The organism is Flavobacteriales bacterium (genome assembly GCA_016715895.1).
Classification (GTDB): Bacteria; Bacteroidota; Bacteroidia; order Flavobacteriales_F; family PHOS-HE28; genus PHOS-HE28.
The window spans coordinates 1,404,162-1,420,630 of the sequence record JADJXH010000004.1; the positions used below are offsets into that span (position 1 = coordinate 1,404,162).

General features: G+C 65.3%; 14 protein-coding genes and 1 tRNA gene. 5 read left to right on the plus strand and 10 right to left on the minus strand.

Annotation, left to right across the window (positions count from 1 at the left end; all coding sequences use genetic code 11):
• Window positions 1–11: 11 nt before the first annotated feature.
• From IPM49_14720 to lpxK, 6 genes are all read right to left on the minus strand, one after another.
• Window positions 12–812 carry a UDP-2,3-diacylglucosamine diphosphatase gene (locus IPM49_14720; protein ID MBK9275776.1) on the minus strand — a complete coding sequence of 267 codons (801 nt, stop codon included), beginning with the start codon at window positions 810–812 and terminating at the stop codon, window positions 12–14.
• An 81-nt stretch (window positions 813–893) separates the two neighbouring features.
• A complete protein-coding gene (locus tag IPM49_14725) occupies window positions 894–3,941 on the minus strand; it encodes a M1 family metallopeptidase (GenBank protein ID MBK9275777.1) in 3,048 nt (1,015 codons plus the stop codon).
• Window positions 3,942–3,964: 23 nt separating this feature from the next.
• Window positions 3,965–5,113: a TlpA family protein disulfide reductase gene (locus tag IPM49_14730; GenBank protein ID MBK9275778.1), complete on the minus strand. Its 1,149-nt coding sequence runs from the start codon at window positions 5,111–5,113 to the stop codon at window positions 3,965–3,967.
• 11 nt (window positions 5,114–5,124) lie between these two features.
• Window positions 5,125–6,618: an Asp-tRNA(Asn)/Glu-tRNA(Gln) amidotransferase subunit GatB gene (gatB, locus tag IPM49_14735; GenBank protein MBK9275779.1), complete on the minus strand. Its 1,494-nt coding sequence runs from the start codon at window positions 6,616–6,618 to the stop codon at window positions 5,125–5,127.
• Window positions 6,618–7,430, minus strand: a complete 813-nt coding sequence (locus IPM49_14740; protein ID MBK9275780.1) for a purine-nucleoside phosphorylase — start codon at window positions 7,428–7,430, stop codon at window positions 6,618–6,620. The genes gatB and IPM49_14740 overlap by 1 nt, the downstream gene beginning before the upstream one ends.
• A complete protein-coding gene (gene lpxK / locus IPM49_14745; GenBank protein MBK9275781.1) occupies window positions 7,402–8,463 on the minus strand; it encodes a tetraacyldisaccharide 4'-kinase in 1,062 nt (353 codons plus the stop codon). The genes IPM49_14740 and lpxK overlap by 29 nt, the downstream gene beginning before the upstream one ends.
• A 41-nt stretch (window positions 8,464–8,504) precedes the next feature.
• Between lpxK and IPM49_14750 the strand changes: the two genes are divergently transcribed.
• Together IPM49_14750 and IPM49_14755 are read left to right on the plus strand one after the other, a co-directional pair.
• Window positions 8,505–9,599, plus strand: a complete 1,095-nt coding sequence (locus IPM49_14750) for a Nif3-like dinuclear metal center hexameric protein (protein MBK9275782.1) — start codon at window positions 8,505–8,507, stop codon at window positions 9,597–9,599.
• Between the two features lie 2 nt (window positions 9,600–9,601).
• Entirely contained in the window at window positions 9,602–10,441 is an 840-nt protein-coding gene (locus IPM49_14755; protein MBK9275783.1) for a hypothetical protein, read from the plus strand.
• Window positions 10,442–10,499: 58 nt separating this feature from the next.
• On the opposite strand, the gene IPM49_14760 is transcribed toward IPM49_14755, so the two are convergent.
• A complete protein-coding gene (locus IPM49_14760; GenBank protein MBK9275784.1) occupies window positions 10,500–11,999 on the minus strand; it encodes a hypothetical protein in 1,500 nt (499 codons plus the stop codon).
• Between the two features lie 3 nt (window positions 12,000–12,002).
• Window positions 12,003–12,983 carry a hypothetical protein gene (locus IPM49_14765; protein ID MBK9275785.1) on the minus strand — a complete coding sequence of 327 codons (981 nt, stop codon included), beginning with the start codon at window positions 12,981–12,983 and terminating at the stop codon, window positions 12,003–12,005.
• Between the two features lie 89 nt (window positions 12,984–13,072).
• Between IPM49_14765 and IPM49_14770 the strand changes: the two genes are divergently transcribed.
• The 3 genes from IPM49_14770 (at window position 13,073) to IPM49_14780 (ending at window position 15,410) form a co-directional block, all read left to right on the plus strand.
• A complete protein-coding gene (locus IPM49_14770; protein MBK9275786.1) occupies window positions 13,073–14,542 on the plus strand; it encodes a proline--tRNA ligase in 1,470 nt (489 codons plus the stop codon).
• A 68-nt stretch (window positions 14,543–14,610) separates the two neighbouring features.
• Window positions 14,611–15,267, plus strand: coding sequence for a hypothetical protein (locus IPM49_14775; protein MBK9275787.1), 657 nt, complete (start codon window positions 14,611–14,613; stop codon window positions 15,265–15,267).
• A 71-nt stretch (window positions 15,268–15,338) separates the two neighbouring features.
• Window positions 15,339–15,410, plus strand: a tRNA-Glu gene (locus IPM49_14780).
• A 264-nt stretch (window positions 15,411–15,674) separates the two neighbouring features.
• Here IPM49_14780 and IPM49_14785 read toward each other — a convergent pair.
• Both IPM49_14785 and IPM49_14790 read right to left on the minus strand, forming a co-directional pair.
• A complete protein-coding gene (locus tag IPM49_14785; GenBank protein ID MBK9275788.1) occupies window positions 15,675–16,175 on the minus strand; it encodes a hypothetical protein in 501 nt (166 codons plus the stop codon).
• Between the two features lie 2 nt (window positions 16,176–16,177).
• Window positions 16,178–16,402: a hypothetical protein gene (locus IPM49_14790; protein ID MBK9275789.1), complete on the minus strand. Its 225-nt coding sequence runs from the start codon at window positions 16,400–16,402 to the stop codon at window positions 16,178–16,180.
• Window positions 16,403–16,469: the final 67 nt, after the last annotated feature.

Sequence of the window (16,469 nt, forward strand, 5' to 3'; positions counted from 1 at the left end):
GCCCGAAGCGTTCACGAGGCGGGCCCGCCCGTGATCCGCACGTCCCCCCTCAGCGGCCCGTCACCGGTGCGCTTCATCAGCTTCAGCTCCCGGCCATCGAAGGTGGCGTAGGTGAAGTGGGTGATCCAATCCCCGAGGTTCACGTACCGGGCTCCAGGGGCCACCTCCAGGTCGATGGGCAGATGGCGGTGGCCGAAGATCAGGTGGTCGAAGTGTTCCGTCCGCAACCGTTCACGACAGTAGAGCACGAGCCACTCCTTGTCCTCGCCGAGCCATCTCCGGTCGTTCTCGTAACTCTTCAGGCGGCTGCGACCGCTCCAGAAATCGCCGAGCCAGAGGGCGAAGTTGGGATGCAGGCGGGCGAAGAGCCACTGGCACACCGGATTGCGGAACACGGCCTTGAGGAATTTGTAGCCGTGATCGCCGGGACCGAGCCCATCGCCATGGCCGATCAGGAAGCGCTTGTCGCTCCAGGTGCGCACGATGGGTTCGCGGTGCACCGTCACCCCGGTCTCACCAGGCACGTAATCGAAGATCCACATGTCGTGGTTCCCCAGGTGCAGGTGCACGGGGATCCCCCGATCGGTCAGTTCGGCCATCTTCCCCAGAAGTCGCACATGCCCGCGGGGCACGGCCCTTCGCCACTCGAACCAGAAATCGAAGAGATCGCCCAGGAGGTGGATCTCCGCGGCATCCTTCGCCGCTTCGTCCAGGAAGGCACAGATGCGCCTCTCGCGCTCCAGGCTCGAGGCCGTGTCAGGCACGCCGAGGTGGAAGTCGCTGAGAAAGTGGATCCGCTGGCCGGGTCTCATCCGTGTGCGAAGATCGCCGTGTGGGCGATCGGTTGGTCGAAGCGCCCATGGGGTCCGCACGGATGCGGCCTCGCCATGCGGTCACGGACGGATGGAGCGGATCAGCTCGAAGGGGTTGAGCTTCTCGAGCGCCAGCACGAAGCGGATCCGCTCGGCGAAGTCGACATCACGGAGCGCCAGCTCGTCCGCGATCTCCCGGGTGAAGACCAACGGTACCCAGACCTCGGCCACATCGCGAATGATGCGGATGCCGATGCCGGCCTCGGCGTGCATGCGCCATTTCTCCGTACGACCTGTCGAGGTCACCTCGGTGTATGGAGCGGCACCGGCGCTGGCGTACACGCTGAGCGGAAGGACGAAGGGCATGTCGGCCTCCATGTTCAGCGCGGCGATCCAGCTGTCCGAGGTGCCCTGTGCGGTCGGCACACGGAAGGCGCCCTGGTCCTTGGCCATCTGTTGAGCGGTGTTCCGCCCCACATCCTGTCGGTCCACGAAGAGGTGGTCGAAGGTCATGTCGCTGGAACCCCAGTGCAGCCGCCAGCCCATCTGCCGCTGCATAAGCCTGTCATCCGTACGCAGGAACTGCCCCGTGAACAGGCGGAACACCACGCGGTGCTTCCGGGCGTCGTACACGAAGGCCTGCCGCACCTCCAGGGCCACCCGCGTGAACGCAGCGTGGTGCTGCACATCGAGCCGGACCGAGCGGGGGAGCAGCGGTGTGCGGTCCTGGAGCCGATAGGTGAGTTCATGGTAGATATCCTCGTTCGTGCGGTCGATGGTGAGCGTGTCGCCAACTGGGCCGCTCAGGGTTTCGCGAAGCACCACGGCCCGGTAGCCGATGCTGTGTGAGGCCCGGCGCCGGGCGGGGTCGTTCCGGAGATCGACGGTGAGCTGGGGGGACACCCGCAGGTACCACCGGTCCAGAGGCGCGTCCACGAAGAGCGATGCGCTCTGTGCGGTGACGCCGAGGTGGACGTTGCCGACGGGGCCGCGCTCCAGCCGGTCGTGGTGCCAGAAGAGCCGGGCGCCGCCCACGGGCCGCTCACTGCGGAGGCCGTAGAGCGGTGCAAGGGCCCATTCCACGCGCTGCATGGGGAAGGTGACGTTGTGCAGGGCCAGGCCCGCCATGAACCCGTCGTGGGCGTTCCACGCCATTGCGGGGCTCAGCCAGGTGCTGCGTCGGTCCTCGCGCTCGAGGCCGACGAAAGGCGCCAGCCGCGGAACGGTCCACCGGCGCAGTGGTCCATGCGCGCGTACGCCATTGTTGCGGCGATCGATGTCAAGCGTGCGTTCCTCGGCGTCGATCCGGATGCGGTCCACATCGGGCCAGGGAATGTTCACGGTCTGGTTTCGACGATCGACGATCGGACGCGCGTAGCCGGAGTCGTAACCTGGCCGATGGCCGCGGATAGTGGAACCTCCTTCCACCCAGAAGGTGCCCAGGGAATCGTCTCTGGACCAGGCAGTGACCGGAAAAGGAAATACGCCTTTCGCTGTGGTGCGATACGTAAGCGTGCTGCCCGACTGTTTCACGGCTTTCACATCCACCTTGCGTGTCGAGCCCAGCAGCTGCTCGAAGGCCCACCCCAGGTCCTTTCCGCTCACCCGCTCGAACACCGCGCGCAGGTCCTGGGGCCCTGGGTGCCTGAAGGCCCACTCCTCGAAATAGGCGTGCAGGCAGCGGTCCATGACCTCGGTGCCGAGGTAGGCCTCCAGATGGTCCATCACCAACGACGTCCTCATGTACACCATCGTGCCGTAGTTGGTGGGCGTGAACTGCGTGGAAGGCAGGGTGGAGGACTGGTCCAGGTCGCGTCGGGTGTTCAGGCGCATCGCCAGTTCGCTCTGTGCGCGGTGGGGATCGTGGAAGTGGCGCATGAGCCTGCGTTCCCCGGGGAGGCCCAGCATGCCTTCGGGGCGCGGGTACCGGGCCCGCATGTAGCGCAGCTCCAGATAGCTGTTGAGGCCTTCGTCCATCCACGGGTGGTCGCGCTCGTTGCTGGCCAGCACGCCTTGGAACCAGTTGTGTCCAACTTCGTGGGCGATCACGTTATCCAGGCTCTCGGCACTGCTCATGTTGCCGATGATGGTGATCATGGGATATTCCATGCCGCCACCCGCGCTGATGGTGCCGTCCACCGCGGTGCACGCGGCGTAAGGATAGTCGCCCACGACATGGCTGTAGTGAAGCAGCGCGTCGTTGAGGTAGCTCACGGCGTTCTCCCAGAGCGCTGCGTTGCGGGGTGTGGCGAGGGCCCAGGTGGTCACGGTGCGCCCGCTGGTCGGAAGCACCACCTCGCCCTTGCGCACCACGAACCGTTTGTCGGCGAACCAGGCGAAGTCGTGAACGCTGTCCTGCACGAAGCGGAGCGTCTTCCACACGCTGTCCGAGGGTGGGAAGGCCGCGGTGCCCTTGGGACTTTTCTCCGCAGGGGCGGGCAGAACGGCCAGGGAGTCCATCCAACGGCGTTCCGAGGCGTCCTGGAGCATCCCGGTGGCGCCCACCACATAATTGGCCGGCAGGGTGACGCGCACATCGTAACGGCCGAAGTCGCTGTAGAACTCGCCCTGGGTGAGGTAGGGCATGGGGTGCCATCCTTCCGCATCGAACACCGCGGGTTTCGGATACCACTGCGTGATGTGATAGGCCTGGCCGGTATGGCCGAGCCGCGAGAACCTGCTTTTGGGGACCTTCACGCGGAAGGGCGTGGAGATGGTGATGGAGCTGCCCGTGGGCAGCGGAGCGGGCAGCTTCACCCAGCCGATGTCCGCATGCTGCGGATGGTACCCCCAGGCCAGGGGGCTGTCCTCCGCACGGAAGTCCAGGCTGTCGATGCGGCCGCGGTCCTCCTCGCGGGCGAAGTGGAGATCGAGCTCACCGGCCTCGTCCAGTTGGTGGCACAGGGCCGTGTTCCGGTCGGCGTAGGCGTTGGGCCACAGATGCAGCCAGAGCGTATCGAGCGCGGTGGGGCTGTTGTTGTGATAGGTGAAGCGCGCCTCGCCGCGCAGTACATGGCCTTGGTCGTCCAGCCGCACGTCGATCGCATGGTCCACGCGTTGCTGGAAGGTGCGCTGACCGGGCGCGCTGAACGGCAGCGCGAGCACCGGGAGAAGGAGCGCGGTGCGCATGGGGACGCGCGTTCAGCCCCGTGTCAGCCGCCGAAGAGCTCGCTGAGGCGCCGTTCGAGCATCGCTCCGCGCAGGTTCTTGTCGATCACCTTTCCCTCGCGGTCCACCAGCACGGTGAAGGGGATGCTGCTGACGCCATACTCCTGCGCTGCGGCGTTGTTCCAGAAGCCAAGGTCGCTCACGTGCTGCCAGGGAAGTCCGTCCTGCTGGATGGCGGCCACCCACGCCTCCTTGGTGCGGTCCAGGCTCACCCCGAGGATCTCGAATCCTTTGCCATGGAAGCGGTCGTAGACCTTCTTCACGTTGGGGTTCTCCATGCGGCAGGGTTTGCACCAGCTGGCCCAGAAGTCGATGAGGACCACCTTGCCGCGCAGGTCGCTCAGCTTGACGGTGCGCCCGTCTGGTGTCTGCTGGGCGATCTCGGGGGCCATGCTGCCCACGGGGATGAGGTTGCTCAGGCGCTGCATCTCGGCCTCCTGCTGCTTCATGGCCTGTGCCTGTTTCTCCATGCGGTCCACCTGGTCCCGGAACGCGGTGAAGAAGCCGGAGCGGGCCATGGGGCCGCGGAGTTGATCCCGGACCAGCTTGTAGGCATCCATGTCCTGCTGCATCTTGAGCTTGCTCACGGCGCTCAACTGAAGGGGCGAGCCTGGATGTCCGTTGATGGCGTCCTTGCAGAGGGTGTAGTACGCGTTGTTCACCTCGTTGAGCAGGCTCACCGTGGTGCTGTCGCCAGCGCCCTGGGCCATCAGCTTGCGGAGCGAATCAATGCGCTGCTCGTGCACCGTGGCGGCGCGGTAGAACGCGTGCAGGTCCTCGGTGTGCTTCGAGCCGTTCAACGCCGAGGGCCGGTCCAGTTCACCGGCCCTGGCCTGCACGCTCAGGGTTTCAGCGCTGTCCAGTGCGATGATCAACGCATCGCGATCGTCAAGTGCGATGCGGTAAAAATCCAGCGGAAGGGCCGGCACATGCAGCGTGCCCTTGCCGTCGGCGGAGAGCACCACCGAGTCCACGCGGACCGGTCTGTTGTTCTCGAAGCGGTCGAAGAACACGGTGCGGCCACCCGCGCCTTCGATGGCCAGATCGATGGAGCGGCCACCACCACCGCCGGAGCAGGCGGCGAGCGCGAGGACGAGGATGGGAAGGGAGGAATGGCGGAACATGCGGTTCATCACGAAAGGGGTCAGGAGGTCGGTTCACGTTCAAGCAGCTCGCGCACCACGGTGCTGGCCGACCGGGGATCGGCCTTGCCCTTGGTCGCCTTCATCACTTCACCCATGAAGAGGCCGAGGAGGCCCTTGTTGCCCTTGCGGTAGGCCTCCACCTTGTCGGGGTATCGCTCCATGGCCTGCCGCATGGCCGACTCCACGGCGCTGTCATCGCGCTGCTGGAGCAGGTCGTGGGCTTCGGCCAGGCGGTGCGTCGTCGTGTCCGGCCGGTCGAGCATCAGGGGGAAGAGCCGCTGGGAGGCCGTGCTGTGGCTCACCTGCCCACCGTCGATCAGGGCGATGAGCTCGGCGATGCGATGGGGCGGCAGGGGGAACGCGTCGATGCCTTGACCCTGGGCGTTGCACCAGGCGCGCACATCGCCCATCATCCAATTGGCCGCGGCCTTGGTGTTGGGGCAGGAGGCCAGCACCTCCTCGAAGTAGAGGGCGGTGGCCTTGTCGTCGGTGAGCACGCCGGCGTCGTAGGCGCTGAGCCCCAGCTCGCCGGTGTAGCGCGCCCGCAGTTCGCGGGGCAGTGGGGGCATGGCCGCACGCACCCGCTCCCGGTGTTCCTGGGTCACCCGCAGGGGGGCCAGATCGGGCTCGGGGAAGTACCGGTAGTCATGTGCCAGCTCCTTGCTCCGCAGGCCGGCGGTGACACCACGGGCCGCATCGAAGGTGCGCGTCTCCATGTGGATGGTGCCGCCGGCGTCCAGCACCTCGCTCTGCCGCTGGGCCTCGTGCTCGATGGCGCGCATCACGTTGCGGAAGCTGTTGAGGTTCTTCACCTCGCAACGCGTGCCGAAGGTGGTCGCGCCCTTCGGACGAACGCTGATGTTGGCATCGCAGCGCAGGCTGCCCTCCTCCATGTTGCCATCGCAGATGTCCAGATAGCGCACCAGCCGGCGGATCTCCACCAGATAGTCATAGGCCTCCTGCGCGCTGCGGATGTCGGGCTCGCTCACGATCTCCACCAGCGGCACCCCCGCCCGGTTCAGGTCCACCAGCGTGTTGAAGGGGTCCACATCATGGATGCTCTTACCGGCATCCTCCTCCATGTGGATGCGGGTGATCCCGATCCGCTTCTCACCGCCCTCGACCGGGATCATCACATGGCCCTGGGTGCAGATCGGCGTGGTGTCCTGCGTGATCTGGTAGCCCTTGGGGAGGTCGGGGTAGAAGTAGTTCTTGCGGGCGAAGTGCATGCGCTCCGCGATGGTGCATCCGGTGGCGAGGCCCAGGCGGATGGCATGGTCCACCACCGCGCGGTTGAGCACCGGAAGGGTGCCGGGATGGCCCAGGGTCACCACGCTCACGTTGGTGTTGGGGTGGTCGCCGTAGGCGTTGGCATCGCTGCTGTACGCCTTGCTGGCCGTGAGCAGCTGGGCGTGCACCTCCAGGCCCACCACGAGCTCGTAGCGTTCGCTCCAGTGCGGGGCGCCGGTGGGGAGGCTGTCCTTGCGGTCCATCAGCTGCCGGCGATCAATTCACGCATGATGAGGGTGAGCTTGGGCTCGGCGCCTTCGGCCACGCGCTGCACCATCTCGTGGGTGGTCTTCTCGATGCGTCCCTTCACGCCCATGTCGGTGATCACGCTCATGGCGAAACAGGGCAGGCCCATGTGGCGTGCGGCGATCACCTCCGGAACGGTGCTCATGCCCACGGCGTCGCCGCCGATGACGCGCACGTAGTGGTACTCGGCCGGGGTCTCCAGGGTGGGCCCGGTGAGGCCCACGTAGCAGCCCTCGCGCAGCGCGATCCCGTGGGCTTCGGCGATGGCCCTGGCGCGGGCGATCAGGTTGCGATCGTACGGTTCGCTCATGTCCGGGAAGCGCGTGCCCAGCGCATCCAGGTTGGGCCCGATGAGGGGGTTGGGGAAGAGGCAGATGTGGTCGTTCAGCACCATCAGGTCGCCGACCTCGAAGTCGGGGTTCACGCCCCCGCAGGCATTGCTGACGAAGAGCCGACGGATGCCGAGCTGCTTGAACACCCGCACAGGGAGCACCACTTCGGGCATGCTCCATCCTTCGTAGAAGTGGAAACGGCCCTGCATGGCCACCACGGGTTTGCCGCCCAGCGTGCCGAAGAGCAGGCGGCCGGGGTGGCCCTGCACGGTGCTCACCGGGAACTCGGGGATCTCGCCGTAGGGGATGCTGTGCGCCACCTGGATCTCGCGCCCCAGGCCGCTGAGGCCGGTGCCGAGGATGATGCCGGTCTCCGGCACGAAGCCGCCGGTGGCCTTCTTCAGGTGGTCAGCGATGCGCTGGATGCGTTCCAACATGGCGGCGGAGCAGCTCGGCGAAGCGTTCGGGTTCGTTGAGGATCACGGTCCGCATGCCGATCGTGGCCAGGGGAAGGCCCTGAAGGGGACCGCCGGGGATCAGCGGCCTCAGCCGGACGGCGTCCTTCTCCGTGGTGATCAGCAGGTTCGGAGCGGGCGCGAAGGTATCGAATCGCCTCGCCAGCCGGGCCAGGTCGCTGGCCGTGAAGGCATGGTGATCGGGGAAGGCGATGTGCTCCACCGGACCGAACAAGCTCCGCACATGCTTCACGAAGGGCTCCGGCCGGGCGATGCCGGTGACCACCAGCGCACCGGTCCGTAGCCCGTGCGGGCGGTCCAACGCATGGCCGTCCAGCGCGCGCGGCGGCTCGTAGGCGATCCCCGCGAAGAACAGCTCCTGGTCGGGCCGCAGGTGGAGGCGCTTCCGCCACACCGCCTGCTCATCCGCCGCGGGCCGTTCCATGCATTTGGTCACCACCACGATCTGCGTCGATCGGGCCCGCGAGCGCAGGTCGCGCAGGGTGCCCACCGGCACGAGGGCATCGTCACAATAGGGCCGCTGCGCCGTGGTGAGCAGGACGTTCATCCCGGCGTCCAGCCTCCGGTGCTGCAGGGCATCGTCCAGCACCACGGCCTTCACGCCGGGCACCTGCGCCTGGATCTCCCCGATGGCCCGCACCCGGTCCGCCCCTACGAACACGCGGACATCGGGGAACTTCCGCTTCACCTGGAGGGGTTCGTCCCCGCTTTGGGCCGCGGTCTGGTCAGCGTGCACCTCATGGATGTCGGTGCCGCGGCGGCCGTAGCCCCGGCTCAGTGTGGCGAGCGGGCGCTGGTCCTCCAGGGTGCGCAGGACCAGTTCCAGCATGGGGGTCTTGCCCGTTCCGCCCAGCGCGAGGTTGCCGATGGCGATCGTGGGGACCGTGGGGCGCACGCTCCGCAGCAGTCCCCGGTCGTAGAGCGCGTGGCGCAAGCGGAGGGCCGCGGCAACAGGCCAGGCGAGCGGGGTGAGCAGGAGGCGGAAAGGGTCCATGGTTACTTTGCTGCGGACCCGCCCCAGCGGGAACGCCAAAGATGAAGATCAAGCAACTCACCGGCGCACTGGAGGCCTGGGCCCCCCGCTCCCTCCAGGAGGAATACGACAACAGCGGCCTTCACGTCGGTGATCCCGAGGCGGATGTGAACGCCGCGCTGGTCTGCCTCGATTGCACCGAGCAGGTCGTGGAGGAAGCTGCGGCCAAGGGCTGCGGGTTGATCATCAGCCACCATCCGGTGATCTTCCGCGGGTTGAAGAGCCTGGTGCCGCGCGGTCCGGTGGAACGCACGGTGTTGGCCGCCATCCGACGGGACATCGCGCTCTACGCCATCCACACCAACCTGGACAACGTGATCGATGGGGTGAACGGCGAGATCGCCGACGCGCTCGGTCTGGGACATCGGCGGGTGCTGCTGCCCAGACCCGATCAGTTGAGCAAGCTGGTCGTCTTTGTGCCGCATGCGCACGCCGAGGCGGTCCGTGCTGCCCTGTTCCGGGCCGGAGCCGGCCGCATCGGGGCATACGACGAGTGCAGCTTCAACCTGGAGGGGCAGGGCACCTTCAGGCCGGGGGAGGGTAGCAACGCCTTCGTGGGAGAGCGCGGTTCAAGACACCATGAGCCGGAGACCCGGGTGGAGGTGGTGCTGCCACGCACGGCCGAGGAGGAGGTGGTGGCCGCCATGAAGGCCGCGCATCCGTACGAGGAGGTGGCCTTCGACCTGGTCCCGCTGGGCAATCCGCACCCCGCTATCGGCAGTGGCCTGCTGGGCGAATGGGAGCGGGCCATGGACGAGCGGGACTTCCTGGCCCACATCAAGGAGGTCTTCGGGCAGCGCGTTGTGCGCCACTCGCCGGTCGCCGGGCTGCCGATCCGCCGCGTGGCGCTCTGCGGGGGTGCGGGGGCATTCCTCATCGGCCGGGCGCTGGCCGCCGGTGCCGATGCGTTCATCACCGCAGACCTCAAGTACCACGACTATTTCCAAGCGGACGGGCGGGTGCTGCTGGCCGACGTGGGGCACTACGGCAGCGAGCAGTTCACCATGCGGCTGATCCAGCGCAGGTTAGGGGAAGTTTTCCCTACCTTTGCGGTCCGTTTGACGGAAACCGTCACCGATCCCATCCACTATTCCTGAACATGGCCAAGACCGACGTGAAGACCGCGGCGAAGAGCGAGGGCACGGCCGCCGTGAAGAACGGCGCCGCCCGGGCACCCCATGCCGCCGGCAAGGCGGAGATCACCGTCGCCGAGAAGCTGGTGGACCTGTACCGCATGCAGGTCATCGACGCCCAGGTGGACCGCATCCGCACCCAGCGCGGCGAACTGCCGCTGGAAGTGCAGGACCTGGAGGATGAGGTGGCCGGTCTGAACACCCGCCTGTCCAAGCTCGAGGAGGAGCTGAAGGAGCTGGAGAACAACGTGGCGGACCGCCAGAATATGATCAAGGACGCCAAGGCGTCGATCAAGAAGTACGAGGCGCAGCAGAGCAAGGTGCGCAACAACCGCGAGTACGACAGCCTCAGCAAGGAGATCGAGTTCCAGAACCTGGAGATCCAGCTGGCCGAGAAGCGCATCAAGGAGACCAAGGCGCAGATCGATGCCAAGAAACTGGTGGTGGAGGAGAGCGCCAGCCTGGTGAAGGAGCGCCAGAAGGACCTGGATCACAAGAAGAAGGAGCTCGACGACATCATCGCCGAGACCGAAAAGGACGAGAAGGCCCTGCTGAAGAAAGCCGCTGAGGTGGCCGGCCATGTGGAGGAGCGGTTGCTCAGTGCCTACCGCCGCATCCGGGGCAACGCCCGCAACGGGTTGGCGGTGGTGGCCGTGGAGCGCGGCAGCTGCGGGGGGTGCTTCAACAGCATCCCGCCCCAGCGCCAGTTGGACATCAGCAGCCACAAGAAGATCATCGTATGCGAGCACTGCGGCCGCATCCTCGTGGATGACTACGTGGTGGAGCGCGTGAAGGGCGAGCAGTAAGCCCGAACGAAACGTTCATCAAAGGGCTGCCTCCAGGGGCGGCCCTTCATCGTTCCGCTCAGGGCCTGAACGCCACGGTGAACAGGGCCCGGTAGACCGTCAGCTCCTCCCGCACAGGGTCCACCAGCGTGGGATCGTACATGCTATATCCACCGGTACTACGGTCGTAGGCCAGGGCCAGGTCGAAGGAAAGCCGGGTGCCACGGAAGCCACCTCCCAGCGAATACCGGGTGCGGCCATCGCCGTGCCGGAGGTCGCCCGCAGCGAAGGGATCGGTCCAGTACGCGAAGCCACCCCGCAGGAAGGCCGGTCCCAGGCGCCATTCCGTGCCTACGCGGAACGCGTGCACGCCCTTCACCACCTGCTGGATGGTGCGGTTCTCGAAGGCGAAGTCGTAGCTGTCCGAAAGGGCGTTCGCCCGACGCAGGCGCGTGGCCCGCTGGTCACTGTACTCGTAATCCGCGCTCACCGCACCGCTTCGTCCCACGATACCCGCCACGGAGAGCAGGGCGCGCCAGGGGCCCTGAACCCGGTACTGGAAGCTGCCATCGGGACTGTCGTACGCATAGCTGTCGCCGGCCCGGAAATGGGTGGTCATCGTGGTGCTGTACACGTCGGTCATCCAGAAGTAGGAGGGGCTGTGCACCGAGGCTCCGATGCGTAGATGGTCGCCAACGCGCCCCAGCACGCCGAACTTCAGGTCCACACCACTGCCGCGCATCACCAGCCGCTCCTCGTAGGTGAAGCGGTCCAGCGAGTCCGTGGCCGCCAGCATGGTCTCGGAATGGGTGGTGAGCCGCTCATACCGGGTGCCGAGGATGCCCAGGGCTCCGCCGATGAAGATGCGGTCGTCCAGCCCTGCGGAATAGTAGAAGGACGTGTTGCTGTTGGCCCCTGCCGTGCTGATGGCATGGTCCTGTCGGGTGGGGCCCAGGCCCGAACCGCCGCCGTAGATCTGGTAGGCCGCGGGGTCGCCGGCCAGGGTGTCGATGGCGAAGGTCTGCCACGCCAGGTCCGCGGTGAACGGATACCCACCGGCCAGCGCGTCGTACCGCGTGCCATTGGCCTCGTTGACGAATTGCTGCAACAAGGTGGAGGACACGTTCTCACCCCGTACCGCGCGTTCCCAGTGGTGCGTGGCGGTGCGGTCGAAGACCACACCGAAGCTGCGGCTCTTCCATCGGCTTTCGTCCTTCGTGGCGTGCAGGGCCATGGCCAGGTTGCTGAAGTGTGCCCGCTGGTCGGTGTTGGAGGTGCTCGTTCCGAGCAGACTTCCCCGGGCGTCATTCACTTCCAGGGCCGGCGTGGCGGAGAACTCGCTGGTCGAGTAGAGCGCCATGCCGGCCGGGTTGGCCCACAGAGCGCCGGGGTCGGCGCCCAGCGCCCCGAAGGCGCCGCCCAGGCCCAGACTGCGGGCGGTGCCTTCCGGACGCATGGAGACGATGCGCAGGGCGTCATCCTCGTTCTGAGCAGTTGCCGGGACTGAGACGAGCAGGACCAGCGCGACAAGGACCGACCGTTGCGGCCGGATGCCGCGGGCGGAAGCAAGGCTTCTCATGGGTCAGCGACGTCCGCCGCCCGAGCGGGACGGTGCAGGTGAGGAGAAGCCACCACCGCGTGTACCCCGCTCCATGCCGCCACGGGAGGGGGAGGGTTCCATGGACGGCCGCGCGGGCCGGCTGGTCGGTTCCTGACGACCGCCCCGGCCGGCGGGGTCGATGCGCGATGGGCGGTCCGTGCCGCTCGGACGGCTTTGCGGACGCGCGCTCGGCTCGGCCGGAACGGTCCTCGTCGGCCGGTGTTCAAGGCGGGCACGTTGTTCAGGCTGTCCGCGCAGCCCCACAGGATTGTACACCGGGGCGCGGTTCCCACCGGCGATCGTGCCGCCACCCCCCATGCTTCCGCGATGGGCCACCACACTGCGATGGCTGCCGGTACCGTCCCAGATGACCACGGGCTGATAGCAGCCCCAACAGTTGCCATAATAGCCGGTGTAGGGCCCCCAGCCGTTGTTCCAACCGTACGGGGAGCAGCTCCAGCAGGAGCCCCAGCCGTTGTTCCAGCCCCATCCGCTATTCCAGCCCCATCCGCTGTTCCATCCCCAGGCCCCATAGCCGCTCTGCCAGCTGTTGTTCCAATAGGGGTCGTTCCAGCCCGGCGAACCCCAGCCGGTCCCCATGCCCATGCCCCAGCCGTTGCCCCAGGTGCCCATCCCCACGCCCATGCCGAAGCCGAAACGCCCGTAGTTGTAGTAGTACGGGTCATTGTAGGTCATGTCGTAGTAGTTCCGCGGGTCCGTGTAGCGCTGGCTCTCGGCGGCGTTGTAGTAGTCCGCTTCTTCGCTCTTCGACTGCCCCGCTGCGGCAGCAGGCGCGGGCTCCTCGGTAGGTGCGGCGGCCACGATGACGGGGGTGCTGGACGGCCGATCATACACGCCGTCGTGCGTGGCCGCGGTGTCCAAGGCGCCGCTGCAGGCCTGCAGCAAAAGGGCGGTCAGCAGGGCCGTTGGGGCTGTGCGGAGGGGCTGAAGGGGTCGGTCCATGGTGCTGGGATAACGCCTGGGAGGGCGGCTTCGTTGTGTACTTTTGGCCGCCTCGTATGCATCAAAAATAATACCACCCGGCGGCCCTCATGGCGGATATCCTGACGAAGCGTGCGGACGACCACGCCCAATGGTACAATGACCTGGTGCTGAAGGCCGATATGGCCGAGCACAGCGACGTGCGCGGCTGCATGGTGATCAAGCCCCACGGCTACGCCATCTGGGAGAAGATGCAGCGGGCCCTGGACGGCATGTTCAAGGAGACCGGGCACGTCAATGCCTACTTCCCGCTCTTCATTCCCAAGAGCTACCTGGCCAAGGAGGCCAGCCACGTGGAGGGCTTCGCCAAGGAATGCGCCGTGGTGACGCACTACCGCCTGAAGAGCGACCCCGTGCACGGTGTGGTGGTGGACCCCGAAGCCAAGCTGGAGGAGGAGCTCATCGTGCGCCCCACCAGTGAGACCATCATCTGGAACACCTACCGGGGCTGGATCAAGAGCTACCGCGACCTGCCGCTGCTGATCAACCAGTGGGCCAATGTGGTGCGTTGGGAGATGCGGACGCGCCTGTTCCTGCGCACGGCCGAGTTCCTCTGGCAGGAGGGCCACACGGCCCACGCCACCAAGCAGGAGGCGATCGAGGAGACCGAGCGCATGCTGGAGGTCTATCGGCGCTTCGCCGAGGAGTGGCTGGCCATGCCGGTGATCAAGGGCGTGAAGACCGCCAGTGAGCGCTTCGCAGGGGCGGAGGAGACCTACTGCATCGAGGCCATGATGCAGGACGGCAAGGCGCTGCAGGCGGGCACTTCCCACTTCCTGGGCCAGAACTTCGCCAAGGCCTTCGATGTGCTGTTCACCAACAAGGAGAACAAGCAGGAGCATGTGTGGGCCACCAGCTGGGGTGTAAGCACACGGTTGATGGGCGCGCTGATCATGACCCACAGCGACGACAACGGCCTGGTGCTTCCTCCGAAGCTCGCCCCCGTCCAGGTGGTCATCGTGCCGATCGCCAAGAGCGCCGAGCAACTGAACGCGATCGGCGCGTTCGTGGCACCCATGATCGCGGCGATGCGCGCCAAGGGCATCACCGTGAAGTTCGACGACGACGACACGAAGAAGCCCGGCTGGAAATTCGCCGAGCATGAGCTCAAGGGGGTTCCGGTGCGCATCGCGGTGGGCCCGAGGGACATGGAGAACGGCACGGTGGAGGTGGCCCGGAGGGATACGCTGGAGAAGCAGGTGATGCAGACCACGGACCTGGCCGAGAAGGTGGACCATCTGCTTGCGCACATCCAGGACAACCTCTACCAGAAGGCGCTCGCCATGCGGGAGCGCTACACCCGGGCGGTGGACACCTACGAGGAGTTCAAGGCGGCCATCGAGCAGGGCGGGTTCATCTTGGCGCATTGGGATGGTACCGCCGAGACCGAGGAACGGATCAAGGACGAGACCAAGGCGACCATCCGCTGCATCCCGATGGACGGGGAGGCGGCCCCGGGCGCCTGCATGGTCACCGGTCGCCCCAGCAACCGACGCGTGCTCTTCGCCCGAGCCTACTGATGAGCCCAAGGAGAACCACCCCGCCCCCTGCGCCGGCCGCACCTGACCCGCGCGCCTTGATCCTCCGCATGCTGCAGCACAAGAGCGGCATGAAGCAGGATGTCTATCACCGCATCCTGACCCTCTTTCGTGAGCTGAAGGAGGTGCTGCAGGAGGTGGCCGATGACCTTGAGCACGAAATGCTCCAGCAGGACAAGCGGGTGAGCGTGCAGTACCGGGACAAGGGTGAGATGACCTGTGAGCTGAAGGTGGCCGGTGACACGGTGATCTTCCACATGCACACCAACGTCTTCAGGCTGGACCAGGGGCACAGCCTCTGGAAGACAAGCTACCTGGAGGAGGATGAGCAGCGCGGTTATTTCGGCGTCATCAACGTCTACAATTTCCTGAGCGACTCCTTCAAGTACAACCGCGAGCGTGACCTGGGCTACCTCGTCAGCCGCCTCTTCCTGAACAAGGACGGCCACTTCTTCGTGCAGGGCAAGCGCCAGCTCGGGTTCCTGTACAACGACCTGGCGGGCAATCGCATGGACCGGGAGGTGTTGAAGCAGGTGGTCTATTCCACGATCATCTATGTGCTGGACTTCGACCTCCTGACCCCGCCTTACGACCAGGTGAACCAGGTGACGGTGAGCGAGATGAACGAGATCAACGCGGGTCTTCAGTTGTCCACCGGCAAGCGGCTTGGCTTCCGGTTCCAAGCGGATGTGGACGACCTCACCTGATCTTGCACAGATCGGAGCATGTCTTATCTTTGCCCGCCCTTTCGGAGCCCTTTCCGATCGGTTGACATCGTGGCCCGTTCGTCTAGGGGTTAGGACGCGTCCCTTTCACGGATGAAACAGGGGTTCGATTCCCCTACGGGCTACCTAGGACCCCGGTTAATGACCTGTATAACAGGAAGTTAGCTGGGGTCCGTTCTTTTTGCGTGGTCGCAGAGGTTGTCGGTTTTCCCGATTCGCGCGCACCCTACTGACCCGCGCCACCCCTGTCCCCACGGGATATCCACTTGAATCCCGTGCCTGCGGCTGGCCTTGTTCAGCAGCAGGTCGCAGGCATCGTGCCGGGGTTCCGTCTAGCCTATATTATGTAGGCGATTGGAGTTCATGGAACAAGTAAGGACCTCTAATACTCAAAAGCCTGCGGCACGTATAAGGCTATCCGCTGCCCTCCTTAGCGAATCACGTTGGTGGGCTCTATGCAGTGAGTCCATTTGATATTTAAGGTACTCAATCCTGAATTCTTCTTCTGATCTAGTTAAGGCGGTATCTTTCGTATCTACGAAACGTTTATCGAATAGTCCATAGACCGTTACCATACTAATTTGCATTGGTTCGATTCCATTGCAGTATATCCTTGCAATCGCTCTACCTGTTTTTCGAGCACCATTGTTGCCGTTATATGTGGCGTTACCTTCTAACAGAATGATGTTATTCTCTGCCATAGCAGCAAGGCCAGATTTTGGTATTTTCCAAACAAAAACAGGGTCAGTATTGGTATTAAAATGTTTGATCATTTCATTCTCAACCATATTCACTACACTTTTATCATCGCAGGATGTCGTGCCGCATGACGCCATATTGATTCCGAAGGCAACGATCAACAGCGGCCGAACAGGATGGGTCGTTTTCATGGTCATGGGCTAAGGTCGTGGAGGTTGATGAACCGCAGCAGACGTTCGTAACGGTCCCCGGTGGTGAAGGGAACGGCAGCGGCGATCGCGTCGCCGTCGTCGAATAGCTCGACCTTCACAAAGTAAGACCCTATCGCGTAGAAGTTGCTCCGGCCTTGGGTGTCAAACGCCCCGGTGAGATATTCCCCGTGCTGCCATAGGGAGGTCGCGCGACCGTCCATCTTCAAGGCGTTGAACCCATTATGGGCACCGGGTGATCCCGCGCCGCGTCGAGCGCAACCTCCGCAACGTTGC

Bases quoted from the DNA above. Each gene is read 5' to 3' on its own strand.
- IPM49_14760 (MBK9275784.1), bottom strand. From the start codon at position 11,999: ATGAGAAGCCTTGCTTCCGCCCGCGGCATCCGGCCGCAACGGTCGGTC.
- IPM49_14740 (MBK9275780.1), bottom strand. From the start codon at position 7,430: ATGTTGGAACGCATCCAGCGCATCGCTGACCACCTGAAGAAGGCCACC.
- IPM49_14725 (MBK9275777.1), bottom strand. From the start codon at position 3,941: ATGCGCACCGCGCTCCTTCTCCCGGTGCTCGCGCTGCCGTTCAGCGCG.
- lpxK (MBK9275781.1), bottom strand. From the start codon at position 8,463: ATGGACCCTTTCCGCCTCCTGCTCACCCCGCTCGCCTGGCCTGTTGCC.
- IPM49_14775 (MBK9275787.1), top strand. From the start codon at position 14,611: ATGCTGCAGCACAAGAGCGGCATGAAGCAGGATGTCTATCACCGCATC.
- IPM49_14770 (MBK9275786.1), top strand. From the start codon at position 13,073: ATGGCGGATATCCTGACGAAGCGTGCGGACGACCACGCCCAATGGTAC.
- IPM49_14785 (MBK9275788.1), bottom strand. From the start codon at position 16,175: ATGAAAACGACCCATCCTGTTCGGCCGCTGTTGATCGTTGCCTTCGGA.
- IPM49_14765 (MBK9275785.1), bottom strand. From the start codon at position 12,983: ATGGACCGACCCCTTCAGCCCCTCCGCACAGCCCCAACGGCCCTGCTG.
- gatB (MBK9275779.1), bottom strand. From the start codon at position 6,618: ATGGACCGCAAGGACAGCCTCCCCACCGGCGCCCCGCACTGGAGCGAA.
- IPM49_14730 (MBK9275778.1), bottom strand. From the start codon at position 5,113: ATGAACCGCATGTTCCGCCATTCCTCCCTTCCCATCCTCGTCCTCGCG.
- IPM49_14755 (MBK9275783.1), top strand. From the start codon at position 9,602: ATGGCCAAGACCGACGTGAAGACCGCGGCGAAGAGCGAGGGCACGGCC.
- IPM49_14720 (MBK9275776.1), bottom strand. From the start codon at position 812: ATGAGACCCGGCCAGCGGATCCACTTTCTCAGCGACTTCCACCTCGGC.
- IPM49_14750 (MBK9275782.1), top strand. From the start codon at position 8,505: ATGAAGATCAAGCAACTCACCGGCGCACTGGAGGCCTGGGCCCCCCGC.